This window comes from Methylobacterium sp. CCH7-A2 (assembly GCF_001557075.1).
GTDB lineage: Bacteria > Pseudomonadota > Alphaproteobacteria > Rhizobiales > Beijerinckiaceae > Allobosea > Allobosea massiliensis.
On the sequence record NZ_LSKN01000168.1, the window covers coordinates 1 to 204 of the forward strand.

1 protein-coding gene is annotated in these 204 nt (G+C 60.8%); it reads right to left on the minus strand.

The window, feature by feature from the left end; all coding sequences use genetic code 11:
• Nucleotides 1–204, minus strand: a 204-nt coding sequence (locus tag AX750_RS13000; RefSeq protein ID WP_156462455.1) for a DDE-type integrase/transposase/recombinase, incomplete at both ends; no start/stop codon positions are given.

The window sequence follows — 204 nt, forward strand, 5'->3', positions numbered from 1 at the left end:
ACGACTCGATGAAGCCGTTCTCCCAGGGACTGCCGGGCGCGATGTAGGCGGTCTTGGCACCGACCGCGCTGATCCAATCCTGCACGGCTTTGGCGACGAACTCGGGACCGTTGTCTGAACGAATATGCTCTGGCAGACCGCGCAGGATGAACAGGTCCGAGAGCACGTCGATGACGTCGATCGCCTTCAACCTTCGATCGATGC